Raw genomic sequence first — 2,641 nt, forward strand, 5'->3', positions numbered from 1 at the left:
GCCGGCGCGGACGGTGAGTTGCCGACCGGAACCTCGGGTCATGGTGGGGCGGGCGGAGTCGGTGGTAACGCCACTGACCGGAGCCCCGGAAGCATGCCTGGTGCGGGCGGCATTGGTGGTACCGGTGGTGTCGGCGGAGACGGCGGCAACCTGGGTAATGGCGGCGCCGGAGGTGCCGGTGGCAGCGGTGCGGCCGGGTTGTCCGGCGCAGACGGTGTTACCTACGGCGATTCGGGCGGCAATGGCGAGGTTGGTGGTGCCGGTGGGGCCGGCGGTGCGGGCGGATCGGGTGGCGCGGTCCGCGGTGACGGCGGGGCCGGTGGGCTCGGCGGTGCTGGCGGCAGCGGTGGCAGCGGTGGGGCCGGCGTCGTCGGTGCGGAAGGCGCCGCACCGGGTGGAGACGGGCATAACGGCGGTAGTGGTGGTGACGGCGGGGCCGGAGGTGCTGGTGGGGCCGGCGGTAACGCGGGCGCGGCTGGTGGTTCCGGCAACGCAGGGGTCAACGGCACCGGCGGCACGGGCGGTACCGGAGGCGCAGCAGGCGAAGCTGGCGATGGTGGCGCTGGTGGAGCCGGCAACAGCGATGTTCTAGATGGCGGACGCGGTGGCGATGGCGGTAACGCCGGCGCGGTCGGCGCCGGCGGTGATGGCGGAGAGGCTGGGAGCGGCGGTAGCGGAGGCAGCGACGGCGCTGCTGGCAGTGCGGGAGCGGCGGTAACCAGCGGTGGCAACGGAGGCCAAGGCGGCGACGGTGCTGACGGTGTCCACGGCGTGCTTGACGGTCGAGGTGGCAATGGCGGGGCCGGCGGTAACGGCGGGTCGGTAGGCGACGGCGGACAGGGCGGGGCCGGAGGCGACGGTGCCCCCGGTACTGACGGTTCCTCCGGCGGCAGTGCGACCGGCAACCCGGGCGGTGCCGGCACCGCTGGTGGCAATGCCGGCGACGGCGGGGCCGGCGGTCTGGGTGGCGCGATCTCGGGTGACGGAGGAAACGGCGGGGCCGGCGGCCAGGGCGGTCGTGGCGGTAGTGGCGGCGACGGTGGTTCCGGTGATTCGGGTAGCGCTTTCGGCTCGGGTGACCCGGGTGGGGCCGGCGGTGCCGGTGCCGACGGCGGCAACGCTGGGGCCGGCGGCGCTGGCGGCACGGCACTGGGGTCAGGTAACGGCGGTGCGGGCGGGTCCGGTGGTGCTGCCGGCCAGGGCGGGTCAGGCGGTGACGGTGGGAACGGCGGCAACGACGGTGGTTTTGCCGACGGAGGCGCGGGTGGGGCCGGTGGGAACGCCGGCAACGCCGGTTACGGCGGCGCTGGCGGGGTCGGCGGCGCGGCCAACGGGTCCGGTGTTGGCGGGGCCGGCGGAGTCGGCGGTGCCGGGGCCGTCGGCGGTGACGGTGGCTTCGGTGGCACCGGCGGGAGCGACTCAAGCGGCTTCGGCGACGGCGGCAACGGCGGTGCTGGCGGCAATGCCGGAATCGGCGGCAGCGGCGGTGCCGGTGGCCGCGGCGGTGACTCCGCTGCTGGTGTCGCTGGCGATGGTGCCGACGGCGGCCACGGCGGCGCGAGCGGGTTCAGCGGCCAAGGCGGGTCTGGCGGCACAGGTGGTGTGGTGGGTAGTGACGGCGCCAGAGGGACCAATGGTCAGTCGGCAGCCGGGGGCGCTGGGGGCGTCGGCGGCGACGGCGGAGATGGCGGGACGATCGGCAACGGTGGCAACGGCGGTGCAGGCGGTGCCGGCGGTAACTCAGCTGGTGGCGCCGCTGGCGGCGGCGGCAACGGCGGCGTGGGCGGTGCGATCTCCGGTGACGGCGGTGCAGGCGGGGCCGGCGGTAACTCATCCGGTGCCGCCGGCGTTGCTGGCGCCGGCGGGCTCGGCGGCGACGCCAGGGTCGGCAACGGCGGTGCCGGCGGGGCCGGCGGTTACTCATCTGGTGGCGTCGGCGGTGGCGGCGGCAATGGCGGCGACGGCGGTGCGAGCTCCGGTGACGGCGGTGACGGTGGCGCTGGCGGTGATGGCGGCGGTGGTGGTGGCGCCGGCGGGTGGGGAGGTGACGCCGGGTCGGTCGGCAACGGCGGCAATGGCGGCGCGGGCGGCAATGGCTCGGCAGGCGGTGCTGCCGGCGGTGTCGGGGGAGGCGGCGGCAACGCAGGCTCTATTGGCGACGGCGGAAACGGGGGCGCAGGTGGAAACGGAGCTGTCGGCACTCACGGCGCGCAAGGCCCCGTCGGCGAGCCCGGCGGACCGGGCGGCGACGGCGGACTAGGCGGGGCCGGTGGCGCCGGCGGCTTGGGCGGCTCGATCTCTGGTAACGGCGGCGACGGCGGGACCGGCGGTGTCGGCGGGGCCGGCGGTGTCGGCGGTGCCGGCGGTGCCGGCGTAGATACCAACTTCGATACCGGTGGTAACGGCGGCGTCGGCGGGGCCGGCGGCAAAGGCGGCGTTGGCGGTGTCGGCGGCGCCGGCGGCGCGGCCTTCGGGTCAGGCAACGGCGGGGCCGGCGGTCTCGGCGGGTCGGCTGGTGAAGGCGGGGTCGGCGGCACCGGCGGCGACGGCGGGAGTTCCACCTTCGGCAGCGGCGGGACAGCGGGCAGCGGCGGCACCGGTGGGATGGGCGGTACTGGCGGCCTCGGCGGAGTTGGCGGTG

At 76.7% G+C, this 2,641-nt stretch carries 1 protein-coding gene; it reads left to right on the plus strand.

What is annotated here, in order from left to right; all coding sequences use genetic code 11:
* Positions 1-93: 93 nt before the first annotated feature.
* A partial coding sequence (locus A5636_RS26770) for a hypothetical protein (protein ID WP_437339803.1) occupies positions 94-2,641 on the plus strand: 2,548 nt, incomplete at its 3' end.

The sequence above is a fragment of the Mycobacterium asiaticum genome (assembly GCF_001673315.1).
GTDB classification, from domain to species: Bacteria; Actinomycetota; Actinomycetes; order Mycobacteriales; family Mycobacteriaceae; genus Mycobacterium; species Mycobacterium asiaticum_B.